Origin of the sequence: Sphingomonas olei (assembly GCF_045369765.1) — a bacterium.
Lineage (GTDB): Bacteria > Pseudomonadota > Alphaproteobacteria > Sphingomonadales > Sphingomonadaceae > Sphingomonas > Sphingomonas panaciterrae.
Genome location: NZ_JBIQEU010000022.1, coordinates 1 through 23,741 on the forward strand (window position 1 = coordinate 1; position 23,741 = coordinate 23,741).

23 protein-coding genes are annotated in these 23,741 nt (G+C 63.0%); 7 read left to right on the forward strand and 16 right to left on the reverse strand.

Annotation, left to right across the window (positions count from 1 at the left end; translation table 11 throughout):
* Nucleotides 1-1,364: 1,364 nt before the first annotated feature.
* The 3 genes from ACH0BU_RS15810 to ACH0BU_RS15820 all read right to left on the reverse strand — a co-directional run bounded on the left by ACH0BU_RS15810 (nt 1,365) and on the right by ACH0BU_RS15820 (nt 3,751).
* Entirely contained in the window at nt 1,365-1,625 is a 261-nt protein-coding gene (locus ACH0BU_RS15810; protein ID WP_021320008.1) for a hypothetical protein, read from the reverse strand.
* A 447-nt stretch (nt 1,626-2,072) separates the two neighbouring features.
* Nucleotides 2,073-3,332, reverse strand: a complete 1,260-nt coding sequence (locus ACH0BU_RS15815; RefSeq protein WP_069321268.1) for a Y-family DNA polymerase — start codon at nt 3,330-3,332, stop codon at nt 2,073-2,075.
* A 5-nt stretch (nt 3,333-3,337) separates the two neighbouring features.
* A complete protein-coding gene (locus ACH0BU_RS15820; protein ID WP_007406310.1) occupies nt 3,338-3,751 on the reverse strand; it encodes a LexA family protein in 414 nt (137 codons plus the stop codon).
* 116 nt (nt 3,752-3,867) lie between these two features.
* Between ACH0BU_RS15820 and ACH0BU_RS15825 the strand changes: the two genes are divergently transcribed.
* Complete coding sequence (locus tag ACH0BU_RS15825; RefSeq protein ID WP_007406364.1) at nt 3,868-4,317, forward strand: hypothetical protein; 450 nt, start codon at nt 3,868-3,870, stop codon at nt 4,315-4,317.
* A gap of 135 nt (nt 4,318-4,452) precedes the next feature.
* Here ACH0BU_RS15825 and ACH0BU_RS15830 read toward each other — a convergent pair whose 3' ends face one another.
* From ACH0BU_RS15830 to ACH0BU_RS15850, 5 genes are all read right to left on the reverse strand, one after another.
* On the reverse strand, nt 4,453-5,088 hold the full coding sequence (locus tag ACH0BU_RS15830; protein ID WP_037447200.1) for a hypothetical protein: 636 nt from the start codon (nt 5,086-5,088) through the stop codon (nt 4,453-4,455).
* Between the two features lies 1 nt (nt 5,089).
* Nucleotides 5,090-5,260, reverse strand: coding sequence for a hypothetical protein (locus ACH0BU_RS15835; RefSeq protein WP_231902866.1), 171 nt, complete (start codon nt 5,258-5,260; stop codon nt 5,090-5,092).
* A 72-nt stretch (nt 5,261-5,332) separates the two neighbouring features.
* Nucleotides 5,333-6,109 carry a S1 family peptidase gene (locus ACH0BU_RS15840; protein WP_231902865.1) on the reverse strand — a complete coding sequence of 259 codons (777 nt, stop codon included), beginning with the start codon at nt 6,107-6,109 and terminating at the stop codon, nt 5,333-5,335.
* 93 nt (nt 6,110-6,202) lie between these two features.
* Nucleotides 6,203-6,472 carry an HU family DNA-binding protein gene (locus ACH0BU_RS15845; protein WP_037447197.1) on the reverse strand — a complete coding sequence of 90 codons (270 nt, stop codon included), beginning with the start codon at nt 6,470-6,472 and terminating at the stop codon, nt 6,203-6,205.
* A gap of 191 nt (nt 6,473-6,663) precedes the next feature.
* A complete protein-coding gene (locus ACH0BU_RS15850) occupies nt 6,664-6,996 on the reverse strand; it encodes a PepSY domain-containing protein (RefSeq protein WP_406890039.1) in 333 nt (110 codons plus the stop codon).
* Here ACH0BU_RS15850 and ACH0BU_RS15855 point away from each other — a divergent pair.
* Entirely contained in the window at nt 6,984-9,434 is a 2,451-nt protein-coding gene (locus ACH0BU_RS15855; RefSeq protein ID WP_037447194.1) for a TonB-dependent receptor domain-containing protein, read from the forward strand. The two genes, ACH0BU_RS15850 and ACH0BU_RS15855, sit on opposite strands and share 13 nt — an antisense overlap.
* Nucleotides 9,435-9,438: 4 nt before the next feature.
* Here ACH0BU_RS15855 and ACH0BU_RS15860 read toward each other — a convergent pair whose 3' ends face one another.
* The 3 genes from ACH0BU_RS15860 to ACH0BU_RS15870 all read right to left on the reverse strand — a co-directional run bounded on the left by ACH0BU_RS15860 (nt 9,439) and on the right by ACH0BU_RS15870 (nt 12,548).
* Nucleotides 9,439-10,824 carry a sensor histidine kinase gene (locus tag ACH0BU_RS15860; RefSeq protein WP_051749596.1) on the reverse strand — a complete coding sequence of 462 codons (1,386 nt, stop codon included), beginning with the start codon at nt 10,822-10,824 and terminating at the stop codon, nt 9,439-9,441.
* A complete protein-coding gene (locus ACH0BU_RS15865) occupies nt 10,817-11,485 on the reverse strand; it encodes a response regulator transcription factor (RefSeq protein WP_037447191.1) in 669 nt (222 codons plus the stop codon). The genes ACH0BU_RS15860 and ACH0BU_RS15865 overlap by 8 nt, the downstream gene beginning before the upstream one ends.
* A 109-nt stretch (nt 11,486-11,594) precedes the next feature.
* On the reverse strand, nt 11,595-12,548 hold the full coding sequence (locus ACH0BU_RS15870; RefSeq protein ID WP_037447189.1) for a chromate resistance protein ChrB domain-containing protein: 954 nt from the start codon (nt 12,546-12,548) through the stop codon (nt 11,595-11,597).
* A 400-nt stretch (nt 12,549-12,948) separates the two neighbouring features.
* Between ACH0BU_RS15870 and ACH0BU_RS15875 the strand changes: the two genes are divergently transcribed.
* From ACH0BU_RS15875 to ACH0BU_RS15885, 3 genes are all read left to right on the forward strand, one after another.
* Nucleotides 12,949-14,274 (forward strand): cytochrome b, encoded by a 1,326-nt coding sequence (locus ACH0BU_RS15875; RefSeq protein WP_037447187.1) that lies wholly within the window; start codon nt 12,949-12,951, stop codon nt 14,272-14,274.
* A gap of 203 nt (nt 14,275-14,477) precedes the next feature.
* A complete protein-coding gene (locus ACH0BU_RS15880) occupies nt 14,478-14,780 on the forward strand; it encodes a Rap1a/Tai family immunity protein (protein WP_380941514.1) in 303 nt (100 codons plus the stop codon).
* A gap of 16 nt (nt 14,781-14,796) precedes the next feature.
* Nucleotides 14,797-15,681, forward strand: coding sequence for a DUF1259 domain-containing protein (locus ACH0BU_RS15885; protein ID WP_037447184.1), 885 nt, complete (start codon nt 14,797-14,799; stop codon nt 15,679-15,681).
* A gap of 205 nt (nt 15,682-15,886) precedes the next feature.
* Here ACH0BU_RS15885 and ACH0BU_RS15890 read toward each other — a convergent pair whose 3' ends face one another.
* Nucleotides 15,887-16,951 carry a PepSY-associated TM helix domain-containing protein gene (locus ACH0BU_RS15890; RefSeq protein WP_037447182.1) on the reverse strand — a complete coding sequence of 355 codons (1,065 nt, stop codon included), beginning with the start codon at nt 16,949-16,951 and terminating at the stop codon, nt 15,887-15,889.
* Complete coding sequence (locus ACH0BU_RS15895; protein WP_051749595.1) at nt 16,948-18,930, reverse strand: TonB-dependent siderophore receptor; 1,983 nt, start codon at nt 18,928-18,930, stop codon at nt 16,948-16,950. The genes ACH0BU_RS15890 and ACH0BU_RS15895 overlap by 4 nt, the downstream gene beginning before the upstream one ends.
* Nucleotides 18,931-19,106: 176 nt before the next feature.
* Between ACH0BU_RS15895 and ACH0BU_RS15900 the strand changes: the two genes are divergently transcribed.
* Nucleotides 19,107-19,262: a hypothetical protein gene (locus ACH0BU_RS15900; RefSeq protein WP_156028547.1), complete on the forward strand. Its 156-nt coding sequence runs from the start codon at nt 19,107-19,109 to the stop codon at nt 19,260-19,262.
* 293 nt (nt 19,263-19,555) lie between these two features.
* Here the strand turns inward: ACH0BU_RS15900 and chrA are convergent, their stop codons facing one another.
* Nucleotides 19,556-20,800 (reverse strand): chromate efflux transporter, encoded by a 1,245-nt coding sequence (gene chrA, locus ACH0BU_RS15905; RefSeq protein ID WP_156028545.1) that lies wholly within the window; start codon nt 20,798-20,800, stop codon nt 19,556-19,558.
* A gap of 264 nt (nt 20,801-21,064) precedes the next feature.
* Between chrA and ACH0BU_RS15910 the strand changes: the two genes are divergently transcribed.
* The gene (locus ACH0BU_RS15910; protein WP_037447433.1) at nt 21,065-21,688 is read left to right on the forward strand and encodes a superoxide dismutase; all 624 of its coding nucleotides are present in this window, start codon (nt 21,065-21,067) and stop codon (nt 21,686-21,688) included.
* A gap of 20 nt (nt 21,689-21,708) precedes the next feature.
* On the opposite strand, the gene ACH0BU_RS15915 is transcribed toward ACH0BU_RS15910, so the two are convergent.
* On the reverse strand, nt 21,709-22,254 hold the full coding sequence (locus ACH0BU_RS15915; RefSeq protein WP_156028543.1) for a hypothetical protein: 546 nt from the start codon (nt 22,252-22,254) through the stop codon (nt 21,709-21,711).
* 23 nt (nt 22,255-22,277) lie between these two features.
* Complete coding sequence (locus ACH0BU_RS15920; protein WP_156028541.1) at nt 22,278-23,351, reverse strand: Cj0069 family protein; 1,074 nt, start codon at nt 23,349-23,351, stop codon at nt 22,278-22,280.
* Nucleotides 23,352-23,741: the final 390 nt, after the last annotated feature.

Below are 23,741 nucleotides of genomic sequence, written 5' to 3' on the forward strand. Positions count from 1 at the left end.
AGCCACCAGTCCGTTCTCCAGCCAAACCCGGCCATTTCGCTTAGGGTGTCATTTCGCCCTCAGCCGGAACCGACCCCTATTACGCCATTCAGGACGGCCGAAGCCATCCCGCTATCCGATCCCAGTGGGAAAGCGTCTGCCGTCTCTCTGGCCGTTCGTAATCGGGAATGCGAAGTGCTTCCTGTTTATTTCAAGCGTCTATTGCCGCGAAGAACAACGGTAAATCCAGCTTTGCGGTCGTAGCCGACAGGTGAGATTTACTGGCATTGCGTCGTCCCAAGCCTGCCCCCGACGTTTCAGGCGATAGTTGCGAGGGTTGTGCCAACGCCATGACGAGAAATTACCGTCAGGCACGATCACATTGGGGCCGGGATTTCCGCGACTCATCGAGCAAGGCTTCGCCGAATATCGCCTTACCCATGCACCCCCTAGCCAGCCGTGTTCTATAATACCTTTGAGGCAGTCTCCCGCCCTGATTTGAGGGCCATCGATGTATTCGGCAGAGACGTGGTCTTGCCCGGTCGGATGGAGCGGCAAGAGCGTAGCGATCTGTATCGACGATGCCCGTCGACGAGAAGGCAACTGTTGGATCTCAACGATGGGAAGCTCAACGGCGTGAGTTTTGACTACCCGTAGTTGATTTGTCCACGCGGCCACACCAGCCCCGCCAAAGGCACCCGTCACTATACAACCAAAAGCGACCTTCAATCGACCGAGCTTCGTCCGCTCTGAAAAAAGCGGCGCGCAAAGAAACGGCGTTGCAGCACCCAGCGTCAAACCCGCCAATGCACCGAACCCAAAAACCTTGGTCATGCCGGGGCCAATGGGGATCGGTGCTTGCAAAAGGTAGGTAGTTGCCGCCCCCAGACTGACTACAAGGAAGGCAAGCCATCCGCCGGTTAGTAGAATGAGAGCAGATCGGTTCGTCATCGATGCTTCGAATAGATGGATCGTGGGAGCAAAAAATTTGCAGCCTATCTCACATCCGTCGCCGCGCAAACGCTGGTTTGGCTGTACGCGACATTCTTACGCCGATGAGTTTTGAGAGCGCCATCCCGTTCCCGATCAACCATCCCCAGCGAGACGGCTCCGGCCGTCTCGCCCGCCGTTTCTAATCGGGAAAGTAGGGCTTTCCAGCAAATCCTTGTCCGATTTAGGAGCCGGCGCGGATCGCATCCCTTACGGTAATTGTAGGCGCTTGCAATCGTAGCGGCGTCTGCTCGCAAACGGAGCGATTTTCTGCTCGGATTATCTGACAATGGGCGGAGCAGTCTGCTCACGCTAATTGCCAATGTGCTCGCCATCATCCGGCGCTGCTCGCAGTCATGGTCGCCTGCTCACATTATCTGCCAGCGGGAGTGGCGTCAGCGTGGCACCCGGATGGAGCCGTCCGCGATCCCTTCGGCGATATTTGAGAGCATGACGGCGTAGCGGTGCAGGCCGGGGAAGCGACCGGCGTTTCTCTCGATCTCTTCGCCGTATCCGGCATCGAGCAGCGCCTTGAAGTCCGGCATCACGTCGAACATGCCGCCGAGCAGATCGATATCGGAAGCACCGATCAGCAGCAGGGCATTCGCATGGGCGTCGAGGCGTTTCATCGTCTCCAGCATTTCGGTTTTGGTCATCGCACCCTTTCCGCTTGCGTGGTGTCATCGCCTATTATGCGCTGGCCCTGTTCGCGAAAACCTTCCTTTCTGACGACCTCGCGGGCGGGCCATGACGACAACGCATTTCTGCGGCCCGCCGCTTGTCAGAACTGTTCTGGAAACCTGCTTCGCAAAAGCGCTTGCCGGCTACGGGTTTGGAGAGCCCATTGGCACGGAGCGTGAGCACAACGCCCCGTTTGCAAGCAGCGCCGGATGATGGCGAGCACACTGGCAGATAATTCGAGCAGGACGCTCCCCGCCAGTGGCAGAAAGCGTGAGCAGGAAATCAGGCTGTTTGCGAGCACACGCCGCTATGATTGCAAGCGCCTACAGCTATTCCGCACGGTTGCGCCAGTACGGCGCGAAGGATGGGCGAGTGATGAAGCTGGCAGCGGCCTGCCGGCAGGCAGGCTATCGCTATTGATCTCACCGCGCGATCGGCACCTGATCGATCCGCGTGGTCCAGGACGGGCTCTTGAAAGCACGCTTGGTGTCGTAGCTCTTCTGGCCAAAGCCCTCGGAGGCAAGCCGCATCGTGTTGCGGCCGAACCGCCCGTTGAGCCCGTCGATCGCGGCGAGCAGGGCAGGGGATCGCGGATCGGGCACCGCGAACAGGTCGGCCTGGTGCGCGGTCATCGGCTCCAGCCCCTCGAGCATGACGCCGCACTTGGTGTAGACGCCGCCAGTTTCGTACATGACATCCGCCATGCGGCCCGCCATACCGCCGATCACGCGCGGATCATTGGTCGCCGGCGACAGCCGCGCTATGCGCGAGGCGGACGGCGCGTTGGGCTTGAACCGGCTTCCGTGGGCAAAGGCGATCAGGCGGGTGGCAGCGAGATCCTGCGCGCGGATCTTCTCGGCCGCGCGGACCGCGCGGCGCACCATCGCCTCGCGCAGCGCCGCGACCTCGCGCACCGGCTCACCGAAGCAGCGGGTCACCGCGGTCGCCTTGGACGGGGGCGGCTCCGGCTCGAAATCGGTGCATTCGACGCCGTTCAGCTCGCGCACGAGCCGCTCCAGCATCACCGTCCCCACGTCGCGCGCGACCTCCGGGGGGAGGGCGGCAAGATCGGCCGTCGTCCTGACGCCGAGCGGTCGCAGCCGCTCGGTCATCGCTCGCGCGATGCCCCAGACCTCCTCGACCGGCCATTGCGCGAACAGGCGCCGCCGCAGCTCGATGTCGTGCAGGTCGACCACGCCCTTCCAGACCTTCTCCGACGCCTTGGCGAGGGCGTTGGCAACCTTGCTCAGCGTCCGGGTCGGGCCAAGCCCGATGCGGATCGGCAGGCCCGTCGCACGCTTGACGGCCGCGATCACGCGGTGCGCGGCCGCCACGTCGCCCAGGCCGTTCGGGAGCACCGGCAGGCGAAAGAACGATTCGTCGATCGAGTACACCTCGACCGTGCAACTGTGCTCGGCGAGGACCTGATTGAAGCGACGATTCATGTCGGCATACAATTCGTAGGAACTGCTGCGGTATTGGATGCCATGCTCGCGGACGATATCACGAATCTTGAACATCGGCGCACCCATCTTGATGTGCAGCGCCTTGGCCTCCTCGGAGCGCGCGATGGCGCAGCCGTCCCCGTTACTCAGCACGATGAGCGGTTTATCGCGCAGCGACGGGTCGAATACCCTCTCCGACGAGCAATAGAAGTTGGAGACGTCAGCGATCGCCCACATGGCGGTCAGCCCTGCAGGTTGCGCACGGAGGCGCGGACGACGCCCCACACTTCGACACTCTCATCCGCGATCACCGCGTCGTAGCGCATCCGCGCGTTGCGGGCCTCGAGGACCGGCTTGCCGTCGCGCCAGACCAACTGGCGGATCACGAAGCCCCCGTCGACCACGGCGATGACGATGCGGCCGCTAACCGGCGTGGCGTCGCGATCGACCACCACCACGTCGTCATCATAGATTCCAGCGTCGATCATGGACTGTCCGCTGACCCGGAACACGAAGCTGGCGGCGCGGTCGAGGCGCAGCAGCGCCACGAGATCGATCGCGGTTTCCTCCCAGTCCTGGGCAGGCGAGGGGAAGCCAGCGCCGGCCGCGCTCACCACCCTCAGGCGAAACGCTGGCGGCAGATCGGCGATCGGCATCGGTTGGGACAGGGGAATCACACACGCGGACATGCGCGCATGATATGCTGGATAAGAACATGAAGGGAACGAGATTTTCCTTTTGTTCTCATTTCGCATGACTCATAGAGTCATGGATGCCGATCCGCCCCGAAAACCGCTGGCTGTACCCGATCGACTGGCCGCTGCTGTCGGACCAGATCCGGTTCGTGCGGGCAGGAGGGCGCTGCGAACGCTGCCGGCGACCGCATCTTCGGCACGTCGCGCATCTGGGCGATGGGCGCTGGTGGGATAGCGAAGCGCGATGCTGGCGATCGGGAGAGGGGCGACGGGTGAAGGTCGGCGACCTCTTCGCGCTCGACGTCGTGCGGATCACCTATGTCGTGCTGGCCTGCGCGCATCTGGATCATGATCCTGGCAATAGCGCGCCGCGCAATCTCGCCGCGCTATGCCAGCGATGTCACATGCTCCACGATGCCGAGGAGCATCGCTGGCAACGCTGGTGGAATGCGTTTCGGCTGCGCGCGCTGCAGGATCTTTACGAAGATCCGCGACACGCTCGCGCGCGAGAACGACGGCGCGGCTAACTCGCGACTGACTGGCAAGCCTTAGCTGCGAAAAAGCCACGTCAGTCTCTGCAAGAACGATGCCGGAAATCTGCTAAGCCATTGATTTAACATAAGATATATTATCGTTCTGATAGCGTAACGAGCTAGATGATCCTATGCGCCGCCGACCGCGGCCGGCGCTTCCAACAGCCACCTCGCCAAAAGCCGCTCGAAGTCGACATATGGGATGCGGTCGGGATCGAACTCGAGCGCCGCCGCAAGGTCCGGCAAATCGGCTCTGAACGCCTCGTATACGCGCCGCACCCGGTCGGCGCTCGGCAGCTCGCGGCGCGACACGTTGGCGAGCCAGTCGCGCGTTTCCTGCAGCGCTCGCATCGGAGCGCCGCCGTGCTCGTGAATGTCCATGCCGGCGAGATCGGAGATGAACCGCTGATAGCGGTACTGCTCCACGTCGAGGATCAGCACGCGCTTGGCTTTCTGGTGCTTGCCGCCGTAGCGCTTCGCGCCCAGGAACAGGCCCAACTCGAGCGGCATGTTGAAGCGCGGCAGGTTGTGGACGGCGTCGAGCTCGGTGCGCGATAGATCGTGCACGCCGTAGCGGCATTCCTCGATGAGGCTCAGGATCTTGTCGATCCGGGTCTGCCCGCCATCGTCCAGCTCGCGCGCGGAGCGCGGCCGGAAGCCGCAGACGATGATCGCGAAAATGAGCGCGCGGAACGTGGGCGCGAACGCGTCGTCGAAGGGGCAGTTGATGAAGACGTCGTCGGCCGACGTCGCAGGCGCCGCCAATCTACTTCTTCTTGGCGAGCACGCTTTTCACCGCGGCGGTGATCTGCTTGTCCGACACGGTGCCCTTCTTGGTCGCGACCGGGGCCATGACGAAGCGGCCGGTCGCGGCGCTGCGACCGAGAACAGCCGGTTTCCGGTTCTTCGACGTGACGGAGTCAGGGTGCGTCGCCATGGATGTGATGTGAGCCTCCGGGGACGGAAATGCAAGGTGCGGCCCGACGGAACATCGAAGATCGGCAGCCTACTATCGCCAGCGCTCGCCGTCGCCGACGTCGAAGCTGATCGCGTCGACGAACGGCTGAAGGACTTCGCTCGGGAGGGCATAGGTGATCGGCAGGTCAACCTCGCCGATCGTCAGGCCGCTCGTCACCATGCCGAGCACCGCGCCGGTTCGAGGATCGCAGACCACACCGCCGCTGATCCCGCCGAGCGCGACCGAGCTGATCTGGAACAGCCTGGTCTCGCCGAGCTGCAGAGCCGGGACTACCGCACTGATGATGCCGTCGAAGAATGAGGGCTGCACGAGGCCCCGGTTCGTCGGATTTGAGAAGAACAGGTCGCGCCCGAGCGGGAAGCCGCCGATCAGCACGCGGTCGCCCACCCCTACCCCTGTCGAGTCTCCCCACGTCACAGGGGGCACGTCGTAAGGACATTCGGGGGTGCTCACGGCCGGGCAGATGAGCACGCCGGCGTCCACGCCGGGGCCACCATTCTCGAAGCGCGGGTCATAGTATTTGAGAGCCGCCGCGAACGGGTACGGACGCTGCGCCTCTACCCCGCCCAGCCGGCTGTTGGCCCAGATATACGCCTCGCGCTCTCGAAAGCGGAGCTGCTCGACGACGTGCCAGCAGGTGAGGAGCTTGCCGCGGCCGGCCTGGAAGGCGGTCCCCTGGATGTCCAGCACCCAGTCCTCGTGAGCGGGATCCTGAATCGGGATGTGCAACGACAGATCGCCCTGCGGCACGCCTTCCTTGTTGCCGACAGGCACGATGGACTGCGCCAGCCGGGAGATCGGCGTCACACGGCCCCGTGAGGCCCAAGGCACGCGCGCGAGCTTCTCCTTCAGGTCGCCGGAACCACCCTGCCCGCGGCGCCGTCCGCCGGACACCTGCGGCTACAGCCGGTCCTTGAGCGCCTTGGCCGGCGTGAACATCAGCTTCTTCGATGCGGCGATCGTGATCGCCTCACCGGTGGCCGGGTTGCGTCCACCGCGCTCGGGCATATCCTTCACCTTGAACTTGCCGAAGCCCGGCAGGTTGATCTCGTCGCCGGCGGCGGCCGCCTCGGCCACGGCCTCGACGACGGCGTCTACCACCTTCTTCGCCGCCGCCTCCGTCAAGCCCTGGCTCTGCGCGACCGACTTGGCCAGATCCTTAGCATTCATGCGCACCCTCCCCCTGCCCGAAATACCGACTCTGTAGCGCACAGCGGCGAGCGAGCAAGAACGCAGTCGCGGCGGACGACCCGCTTTGGCCGGCTTACCCGCTGATCGGCGCGCAGAGCTCTTTGCGTTAATACGACCTCGCCGAACCCTCGCAGCGTTCGCCACTTCCGACCGCCTAGAATGCCAGGGGGCTACTCAAAGGCCATCGTCCTGCCCGAATGCCTTGTTCGCCGGCAGGTGAGATGGCGGGCGACCCAAATGTAGAGGCCGGAGCCGGCGAGGACCGCGGCGGCGAGGCCAGCGAAGACTACGAGCGGGTCGCCCGCCCGGCCGAGACTACGGCCGGCGTGGAGCGAGAGCATCGCCTGGCCGATGGCCGCGCGCGGACCGTGCTGGCGGGCATCTATGGGTCGGACGACGCCCGGACAGGTCGCGTGGACGAAGGCGAGCGTGTCGCCCTCGACATGGTCGAACGGGGATGCGGTCTTGAAGGTAAGGCGATAGGCGGAAGGTGAACACAGCACTGCGCGTACTGCTGCTTGTTTCGGCCGCATCGCCCGTGTGCGTGTCAGCGCAGACCGCACCCTCGTCGGTAGCAGACGCCCCCACTCCCGCCGACCAGACGGGAAATGACATTACCGTCACCGCTCGCCGCCGCGAGGAGTCGGTGCAGGATGTGCCGATCGCGGTGTCGGTCCTGACCGATTCGGTGATCGCGAAATCGGGCAGCCAGAATGTCTCGCAGCTCGTCCAGCTTCAGCCGTCGCTCACCTATTACGGCACCAATTCGCGCAACGCGGCGATCAACATTCGCGGACTGGGCGCGCCGCTCGGGCTGACCAACGACGGCCTCGAACAGGGCGTCGGGATCTATATCGACCAGGTCTATTACAGCCGAATCGCGACGGCCGTGTCCGACCTGTTCGATGTGGCGGGCGTCGAGGTGCTGCGCGGCCCGCAGGGTACGCTCTACGGCAAGAACACGACCGCCGGCGCGATCAACGTCGGCATTCGCAAGCCCAGCTTCACGCCCGAAGCCTATCTCGAGGCATCGCTCGGCAATCTCGAACTTCGTCAGGCGAAGGGTGCGGTTTCCGGGCCGTTGACCGAAAACCTGGCCGCCCGCTTCGCGTTTTCGACGACATCGCGCCGCGGGACCATCTACAATGTCGCGACGCGGCGCTGGATCAACGAGCGCGACAATCTGAGCCTGCGCGGCCAGCTGTTGTGGCGCGCGTCGGACGATCTCGATCTACGCCTGGTCGGCGATTACAGCCGACAGCGGCCCGAAGCGGGCGCACAGATCTATGTGCGAACCGGCGCGACGCAGCGCTCGCTTAACCGGCAGTATGCCGCACTGGCGGCTGCGTTCGACTATGCGCCGCCCAGCACCAATGCGTTCGACCGTCTCACCGACCTCGACGCGGAGTTGAAGGCAGGGCAAGACTCGGCCGGGATATCGTTGATCGCCGATTGGAAGCTGGGATCCGGCACGCTCACCTCGATCATCGCCTGGCGGCTGTGGAACTGGCTGCCGTCCAGCGACCGCGACTTCACCGGGCTGCCGATCACGACCTTCTCGGGCAACCCGTCGCGTCACCGCCAGGTCACCCAGGAGGTACGCTACGCCTACGATGGCGAGCGTTTCGATTTCGTCGCTGGCGGCTTTTATTTCTGGCAGCGCTTCCGCACCGAGGGCGCGCAGGAACAGGGGTCGGCAGCGAGCCGCTGGCTGCTCAATCCCGGCAACGTGCCCGCCGGGTCGAGCGGATGCAATCCGCCGGCCGCGAACGCCTGCAACCCGGCGATCCTCGACGGGCTGCGTTCGGAAAACGACATCCGGTACAAGAGCGTCAGCGCGGCGATATTCGGGCAGCTGACCTGGAAAGTCTCCGACCGGCTGCGCATCCTGCCGGGCGTGCGCCTGAATTATGACAAGAAGGACGGAGCCTATTCCGCGACTGTGACGACGGGCAGCGGCAGCACCACGCTCAACAGCGATCAGCGCAATACCCTGCCGCCGCAATCCTACGCCGAGAAGTTCGACTCATGGAACCTGGCCTATGATCTGACGGTGTCTTACGACGTCGCCCGTGAGGTTATGAGCTATGCCACCTTTGCGCACGGGTTCAAATCGGCGGGCATCAACATGAACGGCCTTCCCCTGTCGAACGGGGCGCCGGTGCTGAACGCCGTCACCGTGCGCCCGGAGAAGATCGATCATTTCGAGATCGGCCTGAAGTCGCAATTTTTCGATCGTCGCGCGACGCTCAACCTTTCGGCGTTCTGGACCGAGATCAAGGACTACCAGACGACGGTGACGAACAACCAGTCGGGCGGTGTCGTGCTCGCCTATCTCGCCAACGCGGTCAAGGTCCGCACACGCGGGGCTGAGGCCGAATTCAGCTTCAGGCCCAGCGACAGGTTCTCGCTCTACGCCAACGGCGCGTTCACCGACGCACGCTACATACGGTTTCCAGATGCTCCGTGCCCGCCGGAACTGTCGGGCGGCACCGTGCTGCCGGTCGATGCGAACGGCAATATCGTCGGCACGCCGAGCGCGCCGGGCACGCCGGGCGGGTTCAGCCCGCCTTTTTGCGACGCGTCGGGCAGCTGGCTTCCCGGCGTCTCGAAATGGTCGGCCAGCTACGCCTTCGAATACACGCTGCCGGTCAGCACCGCGGGCAACGCCTACTTCGGGTTTGACGGCACGGCGCGCAGCAAGTTCTCGTCAAATGCGACGCGCTCTCGTTACACCGACGTCGACGGCTATTCAGTCGAAAACGTCCGGCTGGGATTTCGCACTGCCGACGACCGGCTCAACATCTTCGGCTGGGTCCGCAACCTGTTCGACCATGACTATTACGAATTGCTCGCGCTGCAGTCGGGCAACACCGGGTTGGTGGCCGGGCAACCTGCGGACCCGCGGACGTATGGGATTACCGCAACCGTCAGGTTCTAACGGTTCAGGACAAGCGAGCGTCGGCGACCGCTGTCGCCGCCGGTTCGCGCGGTAATCTGATCTCAACGGCCAAACCCGGCTGGAGTCTCGCAAACGCCAGCGTTCCGCGGTGCAGCCGAGCTACGGCATCAGCGATCGCGAGGCCGAGACCGTTGCCGGATTCCCGCCGCGCTCGATCCAAGCGCCCGAACGGGCGCAACATCTCGGCGACCTCGCCATCGGACACGCCAGGGCCGTCGTCCGCGACCGCCATCGTCACCATGCCGGGCTGCTCGGAAACCGAAACGTCTATCCGAGCTTCGTCACGGGAGTATTTGAGCGCGTTCTCGATCAGGTTGGCGAGAGCGCGCGCCAGCAGATCGGCGTCGCCGGCGACCACTGCCGCTCGAGCCGAGCTCACCGAGATGTGGCGGCTGGAGGCCTCGATTTCGGCACGGTAGGCATCCACCACCCGGTCCACGATCTCCGCCAGGTCGAGCGGCTCGAACCGCGCACGCGCCTTGCCGGCATCGATCTCGGCAAGATCCAGCACCGCGCTGAACAGACGAAGCGCGTCGTCCAGCCCGGCCATCGCCTGTGCCAAGGTCGCGGTCCGCTTTTCGTCGTCAGGCTGCGCGAGCGCCGTTTCGATCGCGTGCCTCACGCGCGTGAGCGGCGTTCGTAGGTCATGAGCGACCTCGGCCGACACACGGCGGATCGTGGCGACCAGCGTGTCAATCCGGTCGAGCATCCGGTCGACCGCCAGCGCGAGCTGATCGAGATCGGTGCGCGGGTTGGCCGGCGCGCCGATCCGCGCCGAGAGATCGCCGCCCTCAACCGCGCGGACGGCCGCGTTGATTCGCTGCATCTGCCGGAAGGTCTGCCGGGTGGCGAGGAGGCCGGCAACGATACCGAACGCCAACGCGATGCCGCCTGCGATCAGGATGGCCCCGAAAACAGCGTCGCGGATGGCGTCGCTGCGCTCCATGTCCTCCCCAACGATAAGGAGTGAGCCATCCGGAAGGCGCCGCGTCAGTGACAGCAGATGCACGCCCTCTACGCCTGGTTGCGGCGAAGGCTGCTCGACAAAGTGCCAACCGGCCGCTTTCGGCACGATTTGAAGGTCGCCGATCAGCCTGCGGCCGTCCGGCCCGATCAGATAATATTCGGGCGACCCGGGCCGCTCCGCCCTGATGCGGATCATATCGAGCGCGCGATCCAAGCCTCCCCGTTGCGCTTCGAGCGCGATCGCATGTGTCTCGAGCTCGACGCGGCTCCGCGCCTGTCGCTCGACGACCGTGCGGGTCGCGAGCCAGCCGCCGAGCGCGCCGGCGACCATGCTGATGACGAGCAGCAGCGCATTAAGCGCCACGACGCGGACCAACGTCGAGCGCAGCAGCCGGCTACTCACTCCAAGCGGCATAGCCTTCTCCACGCACGGTATGGATCAGGGGCGGATCGCCGCCCCGATCGATCTTGGTCCGCAGCCGGCTGATATGGCTCTCGACAAGGTTTCTGCCGGGGTCGAACCGGAACTTCCACACCGTTTCCAATAGCATCAGGCGGGTGAGCACGGCGGGCGAGTTGAGCATCAGGAGCTCGAGAAGCTGAAACTCGCGCGGGATCAGCTCGATCGGCGTGTCGCCTCTCCGCACCGTGCGGGCGAGACGGTCGAGCGTCAGATCGCCGAGCGACAGGATGCTGGGCGGACCGGCTGCGCGGCGCTGCAACGCTTCGATGCGCGCCAGGAGCTCGGCGATCGCGAAGGGCTTGACGAGATAGTCGTCAGCGCCCCCTTCGAGACCTTCAACCCGTTGCTCGATCGAGCCGAGCGCGGTGAGCATCAGCACGGGAGCCGCGATTTGTCGCTGGCGAAGTTCGGCGACGAGCGAGAGTCCATCGATCCCGGGCAGCATGCGATCGACGACCAGCAAGGCGTAAGCATCGGTAGCGGCGCGATCGAGCCCGCCTTGTCCGTTGGTCTCCCAATCGACGGCGTGACCGTGCGCGCGCAACGCCGCGACGACGGCGTTGCCGGTTTCCGCGTCATCCTCTATCAGCAGCAGCCGCATGGCGCCGGTTCGTTCTCCTCTCGCCATGGACGGTTGATGCTGGTTCAGGCCCAGGCCTCTCCGCCGGTCTGCTTGTCGCACGCCACCGCTCGGATCTCCGGGAGCGCGGTCAGACTTCGCTTCGTTGCTGCGAGAAGGTGGCGTACAGCCCATCGAGCAGCAGTGATCCTTTCGCGATGCGGTCCTCGTCATCCTCATTGCCCGCACAAATGCCGTAAATCAGCGCTTGAACACCTGCCGTTTCCGGACGGTTGTAGCGGGCATCCCCGATGTCGAGATCATGTACGATCTCGCCGATCGCCTGCAGCGCGCGATCGGCTTCAAGATCGGACCGCGTCACCAAAGTTTCGAAAGTGCAGCTGTCTCCTTCGTGCGTGAACTCGGCTCCGGACATATCGAACCGCAGTTCGCCTGGAGCGGGAGCGTAGTTTCGGCCATCGACAAATTTGAACGTCGCTGCCGGATCGATGAAGCGACCGATCAACCATGCCGAGGCGATACGGTCGACGTGGACGTGCCGGCGCGTCACCCATGTGCGCCCTTTGAGTTCCGCCGAGGTTAATTCCGGCGCGCCAGGTCCGCTGACGTCCGGATGTTGATGCGACAGACGGTCGAGCTCGACGATCGCCGCCTCGGCGACCTGGCGCCCGTGTGCGCCGAAGAAATCAATCGCGGTTACGTCATCCAGGCGTTTCCGCAGTCGCCCGACGTCCGCCGGAGTGACCTCGTCACCCGCCGCTAGCACACGAGCCTCGCGAGCTAGTTCCTCATAGTCAGCATCCCGCGCGGCATCAAACATGCCGCGAAGGGCTGCGTCGCCCAGACCGCCGACCAGCCGCGCTTCGAGGATCAGGGCTTCACCGTCGTTGGCCAGAATCTCCCGATGCAGTTCTTCAAACAAGCCTCGCGTGTCGTCGCGGTTAGGCAGCGCATGCACGGCATTTTTGAGCGGCGCCGCGCCGATTACCTGAAGCCGGCGCCACACCTTGACCCGCAGATAAGCCGGTTTTGCCGGAAGCTGAGGAATTAGGAGGAGCCAAGGGTTGGGATCTGGTGAGGGCATTGCAACTCCACTTTACGCACAAAAACCGTGCTTTTCACCATCCTCCGACGGTCTCAGCGCTGTGGTCTGCGCGACTGTCGACGCTTGACCCAGTTTTCAGCCGCTCGGCCTATCAGTTCCCCGGCGAGAACTCCTGCTCCCAAAAACAGCGTGGCCGGGACTGGTTCTTCAGTCGTGAAGAATGCCCATCCCCCAACCGCGATAGCCAATAGCTCCACCACCGCGCGCGTCCAGTCGGCAAGGCCAGGCTTTTGAATGGTCAAGCCACAGATCCCCATAGGACAGTGTGGCGATTAGTGAAACACCTACACGCCGATTGACCGTACTATATAGCAGTTGTATCGCGCTGCAAACCGGGTCGCGGTCACCGCGTGTGTCGCGCAAGGCGAGGAGCCGTACGATGAGCTTTCCCTGGGCCAGTCATTATGAGCCCAAGCAGCCACTGATGCGCTGGATTGATGAAAGGCTGCCCCTGCCGCGGCTGGTGTATAATGCGGTCGGCGCGGGTTACCCCGTGCCACGAAACCTGAACTATTTCTGGAATTTCGGAGTTCTGGCCGGACTGGCGCTGGCGATCCAGATCATCACCGGCGTCGTTCTGGCGATGCACTACACGCCTTCGGCCGCGCAGGCTTTCGGTTCTGTCGAACACATCATGCGCGACGTCAACCAAGGGTGGCTTTTGCGTTATTGCCATGCCGCGGGAGCCAGTTTCTTTTTCGCGGTTGTCTACATCCACCTTTTCCGCGGCCTATACTACGGGTCGTACAAGGCGCCCCGGGAAGTGGTTTGGCTGCTCGGAGTGGTGATTTTAATGTTGATGATGGCCGCCGCCTTCATGGGCTATGTGCTCCCGTGGGGGCAGATGAGCTTTTGGGGGGCCCAGGTAATCACCGGCTTTTTCTCCGCAATACCGGGCGTGGGCGAGACGCTGCGCGTGTGGCTGCTGGGCGGCTATGCTCCAGATAATGCAGCGCTGAATCGCTTCTTCTCGCTCCACTATCTGTTGCCGTTCGTGATCGCAGGCGTCATCATCCTGCACATCTGGGCGTTGCATATTCCGGGTTCAAACAACCCGACAGGCGTGGAGGTGAAGGGCGAGCAGGATACCGTGCCGTTCCACCCCTACTATACCGCCAAGGACGCTGTGGGGGTGGGTATATTCCTATTGCTGTTCGCCGCCCTCACCTTCTTTTCACCCAACCTTTTCGTCCCGGCTGAGAACTACATCGAAGCTAACCCGCTCTCGACGCCCCCCGAGATTGTTCCAGAGTGGTACTTTTGGCCTTTTTACGCGATTCTGCGTGCCTTTACGGTTGATGTCATTCTTCCGGCGAAACTCTGGGGTGTGCTGGCGATGGCCGGTTCGATCCTGTTGCTTTTCTTCTTGCCCTGGCTAGATACGTCTCCGGTCAGATCGAACAATTTCCGTCCAAAAGCCCGAATCGCCTTCTGGGTTTTGGTCGTTGATGTGCTGGTGTTGGGCTACTGCGGCGGCTCACCGGCGGAGCCGATATACGTCATGGTCAGCCAGATCGCGGCCGCCTACTATTTTACTCATTTCCTGATCGTGCTGCCGATCATATCACGAACCGAGCGCCCCCTGCCCCTACCGAAATCGATTACCGAGGCCGTTCTTGCCGACCGCGGGGGAACCAGTCTGACCGAGACGGCGCACGCGCAGCATGGCAACGAGATCGATCGGCAAGCTACGAATCAGCGTTAGGACCTAGAGATTGAGGGCAGAGTGACGGGCTTTGTGGTGTCTAACGATCAATATAGATGGCTCCCTGTCCACCGCGCCCTAAAGCACCGGATGTCGGTGAGCGGTGATGGCAAATCGCCTACGAGTATTTTTATAGGAATGACCTGAGGAGGCATTAGGTGGTTCGAGAGATTGCGGTCGCGGCGGCCGTGACGTACGCTGTGGTGTCGATACCTGTTGCCGCTCAAGTTGGGGAGACAGGCAATCAATTCTATGCGCGATGCCAAGCCGAGGCTGGTAAGGCAGACGGGCAGTGCGATACGTATATCCAGGGTGTTGCCGATACACTTGCGGCTTTCGGGAAAGGCGGTAACGCCAACGGTATATGTGGGCGGGGCTATAATCGTGGCCAGCTCAGCAGAATCTACCTTACATGGGCCCGGAGAAACCGGACCACAGGCAGCCTTCCTCGCCTAGCCGGCGTGACGTTCGCATTGCGCGAGGCATTTCCATGTCGGGTCAACTGATGATAGAGGAGTGATTATGTTCAAGAAGTTGACGGTGATGGCGCTTGCGGCGCTAGCGCTGCCAACCGCGGCGATGGCGGAGCCGGACTGGAGCAAGGTCGATGCGGCGCTTGGTCGACCCGGCACGGTCTCTGCAGATGGCGTGCACCGGTTCTCGTTTCCCCGGAGCGATCTTTCGGTCACCCTCGATGGCGTCTCGATCAAACCTGCCCTCGCGCTCGGTTCTTGGGCGGCGTTTCAGCCGATGGGCGATGAGGTGATGATCATGGGCGACCTCGTTCTGACGCATGCCGAGGTGAACCCTGTTCTGGCTCGCCTCTTCGCGAGTGGCTTCACCATCACTGCCCTGCACAATCACGTGCTTCGCTCATCGCCGGCGACTATGTACATGCACATCGCGGCACACGGCGATCCGGTTAAGCTCGCGCAGGGGCTGCGCGCAGCGCTCGCGTTGAGCCGCACTCCGCTCGGGCCGCAGCCAGCGTCTGCCCCGGCGACGACACTTCCGGGCCTCGATCTAGCGTCTCTGGATCGCCTGATGGGAGCAAAGGGCAAGATTGCCGGTGGCACTTACCAGTTCGGCATTCCGCGGGCAGAACGCCTGACCGATGCCGGCATGGCCATCCCGCAGGCCATGGGCGTCGCCAACGTAATCAATTTTCAACCCACGGGCGGCGGCAAGGCTGCGATCACCGGCGACCTCGTACTGATTGCGAGCGAGGTTCCTGAGGTGCTGCGGACGCTGCGCTCGCAGGGCATTGAGGTTACGGCTCTCCATAACCACATGCTGGAAGACGAGCCGCGGCTGTTTTACGTTCATTTCTGGGCAAATGCCGATGCCCGCGTTCTCGCCCGTTCGATGCGGGTCGCAATCAACAAGACTAATGTGAAGAAGGATTAGTGGACGTTTCGGGTTGACGATGACTCGGTAACATCATTTTCGATCCAATTATTCACAGCATGTCGCCGACATATATAACTTACGCCCAATCCTCCGCCGCTCTCTATTACCGTATCTGCCCAGCGGCGGAGGGCAACCAAACGGCCTCATCCAGGCCGGCCCCGCTTGATGGACGGGTTGCGACCACTTTCCCAAACAACGAAATTCAACCGGCAACCCTGATCTTGCGCCTGCGCCACCAGGAGAGAAGTCCCGTGACATATAGGACGGGCAACGCGAGCCCAGCCAGCAAGACAAGGAGGCGGCCAACAACTCCGGCGGCTTCGCCGTTATGGAGGGAGAAGACGGCATCATATAGCCGATTGGGCCAAGGCGCCGTTAGAGCGTCATGTCGCGCGAGGATCCGGCCAGAGCCAGCATCGACCACGACGCTACTAGTGCCAGACCACGCGCGTATCTCCCCGGGTCGGAGCACGCGGACATAGTAGGCGGGCGAACCGGCAACGGGCATCGTCACGCGAACGAAGCGCCCATCCGGAAAGACGCGCTGTGCGGCACTCCAGGCATCCCCAGCCGTCACCATACGCTCTGGGAGCGGGCCGGCTGCCTTGTAAGGCGGCCGAAAGGGTGTCGTTCGCTGTAACAGCGACCATAGCTGCGGACGTAGTACGGTGGCCGCGCCACTCAGTGCAACGATGATGAGCACGGCTGCGGCGGTGAGTCCCCACATGCGATGCCAGCTGCGCAATTTCTGCCGCCGCCCTTGCCACTGCGATGGCGTCAGCGCCGCAAGCGAGCCCCGGCGGCGCGGCCAGCCGAGCCAAAGACCGGTCGCGGCAATACTGGCGAGGAACAGTCCCGTCAGGCCAACCAACGTCGAAGCGCGATCACCAAGCAGCAACTCTTCGTGCAAGTTGTAGACCCAGCGCCAACCTGACGCGCCGGAACGGTCGTCCACGACTCTTGCCGACGCGGCATCCAGTCGAACATTGCGATCGTATCCGTGCGCGTCCTTGTATGAGGCTTGCAGGATGCCGCCCTTCGAATCAGCGACGGAAAGCATTCGCACCGGCGTGCCCGCCTGCCGTTCGGCGGCAGCAATGAGCCGGTCCACCGGCGCCATCGGGCCCGACGTAATCTTCACGCCCCAACGATCCAGTTCGCGATGAAAGACCAGGGCCGCCCCCGTCAAACCCTGCACCGCCCAGACCAGCCCGAGCGTCAGCCCGAACCAGAGGTGCAGCCGGACGAGGAAGTGGCGAGTTGTCACAATGGGATCCGGGCGGTCAGCTTGACCTGACGCGGCAAGCCGACACCGAGCAGGTTGTTTCCCGCGGCCGACCAGTGGCGTTTGTCGAACAGGTTGTCGGCGTTGAGCTGGAGCGTCATCGGCGTGGCGCCGGCTAAGGTGTAGCGCGCTGAGGCCGAGAAGAGCGTGTAGCCGTCTACCGAGGCGGTGTTGGCGGCGTCCACCGCGCGCGCGCCGACATGGAACACGCCCGCACCTAACCCTAGCCGCTCGATCGGACGATATTCGGTAAACAGGCTGGCCGTCCATTCCGGCGTGTTCTCCGGCGTGTTGCCGACAAGCGCGGCCTGATTCGACCGGCGGATCTCCGCGTCGAGCCACTGGCCAGATGCGTAGACCGACAGCGCGCGCGTTACCTCGCCCGACAGTGATGCCTCGACGCCCTGATAACGCGTGTCGCCGGCCAGCTTGAAGACATTGTCCGTCAGGTCGGTGAAGGCAAAGCGCCGCTCGATGCGGAACCCCGCCAGCTGGAGCACGACGCGGCGGAACAGCTCGCCCTTGATGCCCGCCTCGTATTGGCGAGTGACAGCGGGAGGCAGCACCTCGAAGGCGTTGACGACGTTGGACGGCGCGGTGCCGCCCTCCTCCAGCCCTTCGATATAGGTGACGTAAAGCGACAGCTTCCCGGTCGGCTTGACGATCAGGCCAACTGACGGCGTCCATTTCGACAACTCGAACCGGGTGGTGATGCCGGTCGCCGAAGTGGCGCGGCTGCGATATTCGGATCGGCGCAGCCCTGCGAGCAGGTCCACCGGCCCCGAGCTCATCCGATCGGTCACGTAGTAACCGAGGTCGCGGATGTGGAGCGGGGCGGCGGTGAAGCGGGTGGGCTCCACCGGCTGCACGTCGCGCGGTGCAAGGAAGCTCTGGGCGACCGTGAAGGACGCGCCGTTACGACCGTTCTGGAAGCGCCAGTTGCTCGTCACTCCGGCGACGAGGTTGTGTCGCACCGGACCGGTCGAGAAGGCGGCGGCGAGCTCGGCGCGGGCGTTCCGGTTGCGGTAGCGCTGGTCGCGCGTGGGAAAGATGCGAAGCACCCCCTGCCCGTTCGCGCCGCCATAGCTCTCCAGCTGGGCGAAATCGCGGTCGCGCTCGGTGCGCGCCTCGCCATATTCCGCGGTCAGCACCAGGCTGTCGAACGCCCGCCAATCGGCGCGGCCGAGCCAGTTGGTGGCGTGTGCGGCGTAGCGAAGATTCTCCCCGCCGAAGTTCGTCCGCGGATCGGGGATCGCCGGCACGCGCCCCTGCGCGGCCGGGAGCAGCTGGAGCGCGGCGGGCTCCGTCACGTCCTTGGACACATGCTCCACGTCGAAGGCGAGCTTGAGCCGGTCGGTGGGCGCGAGGTCGCCCGCCAGCGCCGCCACGAAGCGCTCGCCGGAGAAGCGGTCGATCCCCGTCTCCACGATCCCCGCCGCACCGTTGAAGCGCAGGCCCGCCCGGTCGCCGAAGCGCCGGCCGAGGTCGATCGCGGCATTGGTCCCGGCATATTCGTTCACCTGCAACGTCGCCTCCGTCACATCGCGGTCGGCGCGCTTGGTGACGAGGTTGACGATGCCCGAGGGCGGCGCGAAGCCGTAGTAGAGCGCGCCCACGCCCTTCAGCACCTCGACGCGGTCCTTGTTCTCCACCGGCAGGTCGACGAGGTTGATGACGGGCAGCATGCCGTTCAGCCGGTAGCTGGTCCGGTTCTCGACCAGGATGCCGCGGATCGCGACATTGTCGTAGGTCGCCCCGTTGAGCTGCGCGCGGCTGACGCCCGCGGTGTTGCGGAGCGCATCATAGACGCTTTGCGCCGCCTGGGCGCGGAGCAGCTCACGCGGCACCACATTGACCGTCAGAGGGACGTCGATCAGCCGTGCGCCGCGAAACGTGCCGACTTGAACCAGATCAGCGCCGAAGCCGCCGCGTCGATCCGCGGTAACGACAATTTCGTCCACTGTCTGTGTTTCGAGCGCAGGCGTGGCACGAGCAACAGCATCAGACGCAGCGAGCAACATGGCGGCTACTACGGGCACGATTATCTCCAGCTTTTCTAACCCTGCTAATGCAAATCGTTAGCAAGGGCAATAGTTCACTGAGTACGAAGGTCGATCGCGTTGCCAAGGAGCTGCCGATGGGCGGCACGATTGCTGCTCTGCGCATTATTCCCCGGAGCCCCACGGCCCGCACCGTCGGGCCGAAGAACCTTCTTGATCGGCTAGAAACCGACCCGCTGTCGTCAACAACTATCACCACGCTCTCTGCGGTGGTGTCGCGCTTTCCGCTATGATCAGCCTAGGTTCACGATGAGAGAACTATTGTACTCGTCTGACCGGTAGGCTGAGCGACCACCTTCTTTGTCAGGGCGAAGTGTTTTCCGTGTTCCACTCCCCCTTTGTTGCGACATCGTCTGGCTGGAGGGACTTGAATGAGCCCTCCAGCCAGTTGGTTACTCGGGCGTATAGCCAGTTGATCTCGGGAAACGCGTCATATTGATGGCCGTCGACCGTCGTGGCCTGTTTCTTCGACCGGAATTTGGGAGCCATTGAATCCCAGAGCTTGCAGTCGCCGACGATCGATGCGCTACTGAAGGCCTACAAGACCGATCCCGGCCCCGATAGCGAGCGCGACTGGGGTCGCAAGCTTGCTCTTCCAGCGATAGAGCAGGACAAGTGCTCCGATGAAGATGAGAGCGCTGATCGCGAGGTTCGGCGTCTTCGCGGCCGTGGTTCGTCCCAAATCTAGGAGCGTGACAACAATAAATCCTACGACACTTGCCGCGATACCGGTGAGAACGAGCTGCAGGCGATGATGCTCCACGATCGTTTCCAAGCGCTCGTAAAGGACCAGCGAAAACCCGAAAGCCGGCAGGAACATCCCGACCGTGGTGGCAAGGGCGCCAGGTAACCCGCCGCAGATCCATCCGACGAAGGTGGCGAAGATGACAAGTGGGGCTGGAAGGATCCCCGACAATCCTAGCCCATCGAGAAATTGCGCATCGCTCATCCAGCCGCGGCCAACCGTGTCGGCGCGGACGAACGGAATGGCGGTGTAGGCGCCTCCGAACGTCAGTAGTCCGCCTTTCAGCCCAGCGATGAACAGCGCGAACGTGGTTGGCGCGGGGCCTCGCGTTACGGTCGTCACGGCTTGGTCTGGCCCCGCTCCGGCATAAGCGGCTGCAGCTGCGATCGCGACCGCAACCAATACCCCACCTGCCAGCACGTAGCGTCGTGACACCGCCAGAGCGTAGCCGATACCCGCAGCTGGTAGAACAATCCAGAAAGTCACTCCGGCGATGGATGCAAGCGCCGTGATGATCGCCGCCGCCCATAGCCAGGGATCGAGCAGAATGTGCTCACCGATCCGGTGGACCGCGCGCGCAATGACCGCGACGACGGCTGCCTGGACACCAAGGAACGCTGCACCAAGAAAGGTACCGGCGATCGGAAGGCGCGTGTAAACCCAGGCGAGCAACAGCATCAAGACGAACCCCGGCAGCATGAAGCCGAGGCCGGCGAGCAGCCCGCCTACCCGCCCCTTAGCGCGCATGCCAAGATGCACGCACAACTCATGAGCCTCGGGCCCGGGTAGCACCTGCATGACTGCGAGGAGCTTGTTGAAGCGATCTCGCGAGATCCAGCGCTCCTCGTCGACCAGCTCGCGGCGAATCATGGCGATCTGCGCGACGGGCCCCCCGAAGGCGAAGGTCCCAAACTTCAAAAATCGCCAGAACAGACCGAAGTGGCTCAACTCAGGAGGGCTAGGCTCCGCTTGTTCGGTCGAGGGAGCCGCAGCTTGTGCCGGCGAAATATGCTCGACCTGGCTCATCCTAATTCCTCCATTCGTAGCCCCTTGCGGCACAGGTGTATCTATCTTCGACAACATCGTGTAACGTCTGCATCATCACTGTGGCAAGATAGAAGGATTGCTGGCCGGCAAAGCGACAACAGCATCGGTGATCAAGGTGCCTGATCCACGGCTCTCGACGGCGCGCCTGCCTCGAAATAGCCCGGCGAGCGGCATGCGATAAGGTACCGGGTACGCCTCAGACATCGTGGCGACGAAACTTAGGTGATGGGAAGGGAGCTTGACATGCCTTATGAAATTAAACCGCTGGGCTGCGATCCCCAAAAGGTGAAAGGCATGTCGGAGCGGCTGATCGTCAGCCATTACGAAAATAATTACAGCGGTGCGGTCAAACGTCTGAATCTCATCGACGAGCAGCTTGCCGAAATAGACTTAGCGACGACACCCGGATACGTCGTTAACGGACTGAAGCGAGAGCAATTAGTTGCAGCTAATTCCATGATATTGCACGAACTGTTCTTCGATGGTCTGGGAGTCGAAAGTGAGCCCAGTTTGGTGTTACGCGGCGCCCTAGAAGGACAATTCGGCTCTTACGAGCGTTGGAGAAGTGAGTTCGCCAGCATCGCTAAAGCGCTGGGCGGCGGTTCGGGCTGGGTGCTGCTTACATGGTGCCCACGAGATGGAAAGCTTATCAATCAATGGGCGCCCGATCACTGTCACACGCTTGCAGGGGGCACACCCTTGCTCGCACTCGATATGTATGAACACTCCTACCATATCGACTTTGGCGCCAGTGCCGCCAGCTATGTTGGAGCGTTCATGGATGCGATCAATTGGACGAACGTTGATTGGCTGTTTCTCAATGCACAGCGTGGTCAGGCGTGCTCGGGAACGACGGACGCCCGATAGGTAACTTGTGCTGGGTTACCTCAGATCAGTTCGGCTTCGATATCAACAACGCCGTCCCGCCATAGCTGCAGCCAGCGTCCGTCACGACTCGCGCGATAGCAGAGTTCCCCGTATCCCGCGTTGATGCAGAGCTTGTCGCCTTGGATGCGCCAGCGCTGTGACGATTGTTCGCCGTTTTCCTCAGCGATCAAGCGCCCATTGGGCTTGAACTTCCACCCCCAGTGCGCGCCGTCCGTGAGTTCATGGCCAACGACAGCCCGCCGAATGGCCGCCCCCGACAACATCTTCGGCGCCGCCTTCGTAGGAGCTAGGGTTTGGACTGGCGCAGCAACGGGGGCGGCACGATCGTCGCCGTATTCGTGCAGAACGATATCGTTGCCCTGAAGCAGAGGATCTTCGACTGTGTTCAACTCGGCTAAGTCGCGAGAGATCGACTGATCCTCCTGCGTCGTGTTCGCTACATCGCCCGGACTGCCGCACCCGGTCAGTGCGCAGAGCGCCACCAAGACTGAACCTATTGCAGTTGCACGTCGCTGGGCCGACCCATTGTAATCGACAAACGTCATCGCTTTGACCTCTCCTTCAAACATTATCGCGGTGCGTCACGCGTGCCTCGCCTGCGCGCAGCACCAGCGGCGCGGCCGATCGCAGCGGCGGCAAGGGGCAGCACGGCGCTCTCCGGAAATGGGGCTACCGAGCTGGCGTTGATCTCGCAGAGCACGTGCTCGCGAGCGGCATCCGTCGCGCCGCGGCGCAGGAGGAAATCGGCATCCCAAAGAAGCGGAAGCTCCTCATCCGTGATCGCGAGCAACCGCTGCAATTCGGGTATCCATCGGTTTTCCAGCATCGCCCGCAAGTCGGCGAAACGGTCCGCATCTGGACTGAACATGATGCGTGGTCCTGGTGCCGGGAGGGCAGCCTGATTGTTTTCGCCGACAGGCGTCAACAGCGCGGTGATAAGCTGGTGGCCGAACCCGACCACCTGTGATCCGCAAAGGTAGCAGCGGGTCATGCCTTCGCTCAGACGAGGGTGGTACTCCTGATCAATCAACACGCCGCCTTTTTCAAGGTAGGGTCTCCAGCGATCAAGGAAAGCGCCAAGGGTCATGTGTTTCGGTACGCTCGTAAGGCCGGCCTCCAAGACGCTCACCAGCGCATCGGGGCTTAGCGGGGGTGGCGTGACCGCGAGCAGCTCGACGCGCCAGACGTTCTGGCCGCCATTTCCCTTGTTCGGCTTCAGGACGCGAGGGCCGCTCGAGAGGCGACGGGGGAAACCTGCGCTCAGACTTTCGGCATCGGCATAGCGATCAACATCGCTTCCCCAGTCCATCTCTCGCGTGGCATACAAGACTTCCTTGACGCCGATTTTCGCAATCACGTCGGGATGCGCGCTGACCGAAATCCCCCGCGCGGCAACTGCGCGCAGCATGGTGTCAAGCGTCGTACGATCGCCAGAGGGATCGAGAGGATTTACCCAGACGAGGACCAAATCGACCGAAAGCAATTTATCACGAACCGCGTCAGCGATGCTGTCCTCGTAGAGCATCGGTTCTGCGACTGCGCCCATCGAACGCAGAGCTTGGATGATTGGCCATTGGCGAGCTTCGTGAACCCGTCCCGCCCATTCGGCCGCGCTCCCGCGCCAGAGGAGAGCAATCTTCATGACTGACCTCGCACCTTGTATCTCGTTTGCGCTGCTTAGATTGGCTCAACCATTCGTAGCCCGGCCCAAACCAAGGATACACTTATCACATAGTCCGGGTATAGCGTGGTATAGGTATGTCAAGAGGGTATCGCTGGCTGCCCACGTTGAAGGGCGGGCAACGAATGTGGGCCTGGGATCAAGCCGCCCGCGCTGAACGGACCTTTGAAAGCTCGGCTATAGGCATTTTCGCATGCAATTGATGAGGCAGCCTAGGCACTGGTATCTCCGCGCTGAAGCCGCTCGTTATTTGCGGCCGGGGGCGCCGCAAGAGGGTCTGACCTCGTGGGGACCGAGCCATCGTAGCTTGTGAATCTACAAGGTGCGTGCTCGACGGCGAGGATGCATAGG